Below are 6,404 nucleotides of genomic sequence, written 5' to 3' on the forward strand. Positions count from 1 at the left end.
CTTCGTCTTGTAAATTGCTCCCTGCCACCGCTTCAACCTGGCTGGCAAAGTCGGCGTAGTGTTGCGTCGTCGCCCACAGCATGAAAATCAGATGGTGTGGATCAACCGCCGCCAGTTTCCCGCTTTCTACCCAACCGGCAATGATCGCCGATTTATCATCGACCAGCGACTTCAAATCGCCGCTCAACTCTGCTTTCAACAACGGCGCACCTTGCAACATTTCCAGGCAGAACAAGCGTGAGGCTTGCGGATAATCACGGGAAACTTCCAGCTTCAAACGGATATATTCGCCGATCGCCACCAGCGGCTGTAAATCTTCACGAAAGGCGCGCAACGGGGCGAGCCAGATATCCAGAATCTGTTTAAGCACTGCAACATAGAGCGCTTCTTTTGAGGGGTAATAATAGAGAAGGTTAGTTTTAGAAACTTCAGCTCGTTCCGCCACCTGTTCAATACTGGTGCCGTGAATGCCGTATTGTGAGAAAAACTCCAGCCCTGCCGCCAGAATAGCCTGCTTTTTCGCCGCTACTGCGCGAACACGCCGCCCGGTCTCTTTCGTTGCTGCCGCACCTTGTGCCATGCGCTCTCTCCATGCCGTTTTGCCCGACAGCATAACAAAACCTATCTGCGACAACGATCAGTTTGCACGTCATTTGCACCCTGAAAGCGCAATGGCGCCTGTTTTTTGTGCACTCATTTTGACCAAACAGTCTGATTTTAACGCATCAAAAATAGAAACCTATTTTCAACATTATGATAACAAACAATTTTACCAACCTGGCATCCGGCTTGCAAAGACACAAATGACAAATCAATACCCATTAGCATTCTAGTTGCAGCAAGGCGTCAAGGACGATTGTCCCCAGGAGCTTACTTGAGTTAGTGACTGGGGCGAACGTCTGCAGCCAACGCCGCTGCGGCTTGAAGGATGATGGGTATACCACCTGTGATGAGAGGCCTGAGATGAAAATTGGTGTATTCGTCCCTATCGGTAACAACGGCTGGTTAATTTCCACTACCGCGCCGCAATACATGCCCACTTTTGAGCTGAACAAAGCGATTGTGCAACAGGCGGAGTACTACGATTTCGACTTTGCCCTCTCGATGATCAAACTGCGTGGTTTTGGCGGCAAAACAGAATTCTGGGATCACAACCTGGAGTCGTTCAGCCTGATGGCTGGTCTTGCTGCCGTCACCTCACGCATTCAAATCTATGCTACCGCCGCCACGCTGACGTTGCCCCCCGCCATTGTGGCGCGAATGGCATCGACCATTGACTCCATTGCCCCAGGCCGTTTTGGCATCAATCTGGTGACCGGCTGGCAAAAACCAGAATACGAGCAAATGGGGATCTGGCCGGGTGACGAATACTTCGCACGTCGCTACGACTACCTTGCCGAATACGCTACGGTGCTGCGTGATTTGTGGGGAACCGGACACAGCGATTTAAAAGGCGAGTTCTTCACTATGAATGACTGCCGTTTAAGCCCGCGCCCGGCCAAAGCGGTAAAAATGATCTGTGCCGGACAAAGTGACGCCGGAATGGCGTTCTCTGCCGAATACGCTGACTACAACTTCTGCTTTGGCAAAGGTGTCAATACGCCGACCGCTTTCGCCCCCACCGCCGCACGCATGGTTGAAGCCGCCGAAAAAACCGGTCGCGAAGTCGGTTCCTACGTGCTGTTTATGATTATTGCCGATGAAACCGACGAAGCCGCACGCGCCAGGTGGGAACACTACAAAGCCGGGGCTGACGAAGAAGCGCTGGCGTGGTTAACCGAACAAAGCCAGAAAGACACCCGTTCTGGTGCTGACACCAACGTGCGCCAGATGGCGGATCCCACCTCGGCGGTGAATATCAATATGGGCACCTTAGTGGGTTCTTACGCCACCGTTGCCCGACTGCTGGATGAAGTGGCCACCGTGCCAGGCGCAGAAGGAGTCTTACTGACTTTCGATGATTTTTTAGTGGGCATCGAAGCGTTTGGTGAAAAAATCCAGCCGCTAATGCAGTCGCGCGCTCACCTTTCACCTTCAACGCGTGAGGTGGCGTGATGAGGAAAATAACGCTCGAGGCGCGCCCCGAAGCGATGAGTTTCAGCGTTGAACAAACCGCGCTGATCGTCGTCGATATGCAAAACGCCTATGCCAGCAAAGGCGGTTATCTCGACTTAGCCGGATTTGATGTTTCGGCTACCCAACCGGTGATTGAAAATATCAAAACCGCCGTGGCCGCCGCGCGCCAGGCGGGCATGCTGATTGTCTGGTTCCAGAACGGCTGGGACAGCGAATACGTTGAAGCGGGCGGGCCTGGCTCGCCTAACTTCCATAAATCTAACGCACTGAAAACCATGCGTAAGCAACCAGAACTACAGGGAACACTGCTGGCAAAAGGCAGCTGGGATTACCAACTGGTGGATGAACTGGTGCCGCAGGCGGGCGACATTGTGTTACCCAAACCTCGTTACAGCGGTTTCTTTAACACGCCATTGGATAGCCTGCTGCGCTCACGCGGCATTCGCCACCTGGTCTTTACTGGTATCGCCACCAATGTCTGCGTGGAATCGACGCTACGCGACGGCTTTTTCCTTGAATATTTTGGTGTGGTACTCGCCGATGCCACCCACCAGGCGGGGCCAGCTTTTGCGCAGCAGGCCGCATTATTCAATATCGAAACGTTCTTTGGATGGGTCAGCGACGTCGGCACATTTTGCCAGGCATTGCAGCCACAATCCCTTGCCCGAATTGCCTGAACAGGAGAAAAACGATGCCGAAATCAGTGATTATCCCCCCAGCAACCAGCACGCCTATCGCCCCGTTTGTACCCGGTACGCTGGCTGATGGTGTGGTGTATGTTTCCGGCACCCTGCCGTTCGATAAGCAGAATAATGTGGTGTATGTCGGTGATGCTAAAGCCCAGACCCGCCATGTGCTGGAAACCATTAAGTCAGTGATTGAAACCGCTGGCGGCACCATGGATGACGTGACGTTTAATTCGATTTTTATTACTGACTGGACGAATTACGCCGCCATCAACGAAGTGTATGCCGAGTTTTTCCCCGGCGACAAACCAGCACGATTTTGTATCCAGTGTGGTCTGGTCAAACCGGACGCACTGGTCGAAATCGCCACCGTCGCCCATGTAGGGAAATAGCCTATGCAGATTGAACTGACTCGCGCGCCCTTCCCTGGCGCGCCTGTATTACTGCTGATTGCCGGGCTGGGAGGCAGCGGCAGTTACTGGCTGCCACAACGTGCGGCACTGGCCGAGTACTACCAACTGGTGGTGTATGACCAGCGCGGTACGGGGGCCAATCAGCAACCGCTACCTGCTGATTACTCGCTTGCGGATATGGCGCAGGAGATCCACTGCGCCATGTTGCATCACGGCATCGAACATTACTGCGTACTCGGGCATGCATTGGGCGGGCTGGTTGCCATGCAGCTGGCACTGGATTACCCGACTGCTATTGATGCACTAGCGGTGATCAACGGCTGGTTGCAGCTCAACGCCCACACGCGGCGCTGTTTTGCAGTGCGTGAAACGCTGCTGCGCGATAGCGGCCCCGCCGCCTATTTGCAGGCTCAACCGCTGTTTCTCTATCCGGCAGACTGGATGGCCGCCCATCAACCACAACTGGAAGCTGAAGAAGCCCTGCACAACGCACATTTTCAGGGGCAAGAGAACCTCACCCGCCGCCTGAATGCGTTAAAAACCGCCGATTTTTACACCACCGCCGCCAACATCCGTCAGCCAGTGCTGGTGATTTGTTCCCGCGACGACTTGCTGGTGCCGTGGAATTGCTCGCAGCAGTTGCATCATGCGCTGCCGCATAGCGTGCTGGAAATCCTGCCGTGGGGCGGGCATGCCTGCAACGTCACCGCCGCCAGTGAATTTAACCCGATGCTGATTGCGGCACTTGCCGCGCTGCTCACCACCGAATCCGCTTCGCATAAGGAAATTGTATGACTCAAGCCATCACCTCCGAAGCACTGGAAACCTTGTTCACTGGCGCACGAACCCACAGCGCGTGGCTCGATAAACCGGTGAGCGATACCCAACTTAGCGAAATTTACCATCTGCTGCGGCTTGGCCCGACGTCCGCCAACTGCTCGCCCGCGCGCTTTTTGTTTGTGCGCAGCAGTGATGCCAAAGCCCGCCTGAAACCGGCGTTGTCATCAGGCAATATCGACAAAACCATGAGTGCCCCCGTTACCGCCATCGTGGCGTGGGACCCGGCATTCTATGAGCAGTTGCCCACACTGTTCCCTTACGCCGATGCCCGCGCGTGGTTTACCTCAAGCCCGGAACTGGCTGAAGAAACCGCCTTTCGTAACAGCTCGATGCAGGCGGCGTACCTGATTGCCGCCTGTCGTGCGCTCGGTTTAGACACCGGGCCGATGTCTGGCTTTGAGCGTGAAAAGGTCGATGCGGAATTTTTTAGCGCGAACGGCTGGAAAAGCAATTTGCTGATTAACATCGGTTATGGCGACCCGGGGAAAGCCCATACCCGCTTGCCACGTTTAGCCTTTGACACGGCCTGTAGCCTGGCCTGAGGAGTGAATATGGTCGAAAAACAAGTCTTTCGCGATGCGATGTCTTGCCTGGGGGCTGCGGTGAATATCGTCACCACCGATGGCCCGGCGGGACGCGCCGGATTTACCGCTTCGGCGGTGTGCAGCGTTACCGACGACCCGCCGACGCTGCTGGTTTGTCTTAACCGTAGCGCCTCCGTGTGGCCCATTTTCAGCCGCAACCAGGCGTTGTGCGTCAACACATTAGCCGCCGGACATGAAGCCCTCTCAAATTTATTTGGCGGCAAAACGGCCATGACCGAGCGTTTCTCCGCTGCTCGCTGGCACCACGGTGCCACTGGCTGCCCGCAGTTGGAAGGGGCCATTGTCTCGTTCGACTGCCGCATCAGCCAGGTGGTGGGGGTCGGCACTCATGACATTTTATTTTGCGAATTAGTAGCTCTTGAACGTAACGACGATACCCATGGCCTGGTGTGGTTTGACCGTGGCTACCACCAACTGATGCGGCCTGCCTGTTAGCCGAAACAACACTCTGCTGGAGAGACTTATGGCGAATACCTGGTTTCCAAAATGGCATAAAAAATCTGCGGTAACGGAAGGCGGTGTCATAGCACCCGATGAAACTCTGCCGCTCGGCCAGACGCTGGTGATGGGCGTGCAGCACGCGGTGGCGATGTTTGGTGCCACGGTGTTAATGCCACTGTTAATGGGGCTTGATCCTAATTTGTCGATTTTGATGTCGGGCGTCGGCACCCTACTGTTCTTCCTGGTGACCGGTGGACGGGTGCCGAGTTATTTAGGTTCAAGTGCCGCGTTTGTCGGCGTGGTGATTGCGGTCACCGGGTTTAATGGCCAGGGGCTGAACCCACATTTGAGCGTGGCACTCGGCGGTATTATCGCCTGTGGACTGGTGTACACCTTAATTGGTTTTGTGGTGATGAAAGCCGGAACACGCTGGATTGAACGGTTAATGCCGCCAGTGGTGACCGGTGCAGTAGTGATGGCAATCGGCCTGAATCTGGCGCCAATTGCCGTGCGCGGCGTGTCGACCAGCAGTTTTGATAGCTGGATGGCGGTCATGACCGTGCTGTGCATCGGCCTGGTGGCGGTGTTTACGCGCGGCATGATTCAGCGCCTGCTGATACTGATTGGCTTGATCCTCGCTTGCGTCATTTACGCGGTGCTGGCAAATGGTTTTGGCTTCGGCAAACCGGTAGATTTTGCGTTGCTCAGTCGTGCTGCCTGGTTTGGCATACCGCAAATCACCACACCAACATTTAACGCGCAGGCGATGATGTTGATTGCGCCCGTGGCGGTGATTTTGGTCGCTGAAAACCTCGGCCATTTAAAAGCCGTCGCCGGAATGACGGGGAAAAATATGGACCCGTACATTGGCAAAGCGTTTGTTGGCGATGGCCTGGCGACTATGCTTTCAGGTTCGGTGGGTGGTAGCGGCGTGACCACCTACGCGGAGAATATCGGCGTGATGGCGGTGACCAAAGTCTACTCAACACTGGTGTTTGTCGCCGCCTCGGGCATCGCCATGTTACTGGGTTTCTCGCCAAAGTTTGGCGCGTTGATTCACACCATTCCCGCAGCAGTTATCGGTGGGGCATCCATCGTGGTGTTTGGTTTGATTGCCGTGGCGGGTGCCAGAATTTGGGTACAGCATCACGTTGATTTAAGCCAGAACGGCAACTTGATTATGGTGGCAGTGACACTGGTTTTAGGCGCGGGCGATTTTGCCTTAACGCTGGGAGGCTTCACGTTAGGTGGCATCGGGACGGCGACGTTTGGCGCCATTATTCTTAATGCCATTTTGAGCCGCCGCCCACAGATTGTCAGCGACAGCGCCGCACTGCCTCAGG

8 protein-coding genes are annotated in these 6,404 nt (G+C 55.2%); 7 read left to right on the forward strand and 1 reads right to left on the reverse strand.

Annotated elements, in window-relative coordinates; all coding sequences use genetic code 11:
- Window positions 1-580, reverse strand: a 580-nt coding sequence (rutR, locus tag MES37_RS22810) for an HTH-type transcriptional regulator RutR (protein WP_237932697.1), incomplete at its 3' end; no start/stop codon positions are given.
- A 383-nt stretch (window positions 581-963) separates the two neighbouring features.
- Between rutR and rutA the strand changes: the two genes are divergently transcribed.
- The 7 genes from rutA to rutG form a co-directional block, all read left to right on the forward strand.
- A complete protein-coding gene (gene rutA, locus MES37_RS22815; protein WP_133522546.1) occupies window positions 964-2,055 on the forward strand; it encodes a pyrimidine utilization protein A in 1,092 nt (363 codons plus the stop codon).
- Window positions 2,055-2,753 carry a pyrimidine utilization protein B gene (gene rutB, locus MES37_RS22820; RefSeq protein ID WP_064548053.1) on the forward strand — a complete coding sequence of 233 codons (699 nt, stop codon included), beginning with the start codon at window positions 2,055-2,057 and terminating at the stop codon, window positions 2,751-2,753. The genes rutA and rutB overlap by 1 nt, the downstream gene beginning before the upstream one ends.
- A 14-nt stretch (window positions 2,754-2,767) precedes the next feature.
- On the forward strand, window positions 2,768-3,154 hold the full coding sequence (gene rutC, locus MES37_RS22825; RefSeq protein WP_133522545.1) for a pyrimidine utilization protein C: 387 nt from the start codon (window positions 2,768-2,770) through the stop codon (window positions 3,152-3,154).
- Window positions 3,155-3,157: 3 nt separating this feature from the next.
- Window positions 3,158-3,970 (forward strand): pyrimidine utilization protein D, encoded by an 813-nt coding sequence (gene rutD / locus MES37_RS22830; protein ID WP_237932698.1) that lies wholly within the window; start codon window positions 3,158-3,160, stop codon window positions 3,968-3,970.
- A complete protein-coding gene (locus MES37_RS22835) occupies window positions 3,967-4,557 on the forward strand; it encodes a malonic semialdehyde reductase (protein ID WP_237932699.1) in 591 nt (196 codons plus the stop codon). The genes rutD and MES37_RS22835 overlap by 4 nt, the downstream gene beginning before the upstream one ends.
- A 3-nt stretch (window positions 4,558-4,560) precedes the next feature.
- The gene (gene rutF / locus MES37_RS22840) at window positions 4,561-5,055 is read left to right on the forward strand and encodes an NADH-dependent FMN reductase RutF (RefSeq protein ID WP_064548061.1); all 495 of its coding nucleotides are present in this window, start codon (window positions 4,561-4,563) and stop codon (window positions 5,053-5,055) included.
- A 28-nt stretch (window positions 5,056-5,083) separates the two neighbouring features.
- The coding region (gene rutG / locus MES37_RS22845; RefSeq protein ID WP_237932700.1) for a pyrimidine utilization transport protein G at window positions 5,084-6,404 on the forward strand (1,321 nt) is incomplete at its 3' end.

The sequence above is a fragment of the Buttiauxella sp. S19-1 genome (genome assembly GCF_022134725.1).
GTDB lineage: Bacteria > Pseudomonadota > Gammaproteobacteria > Enterobacterales > Enterobacteriaceae > Buttiauxella > Buttiauxella ferragutiae.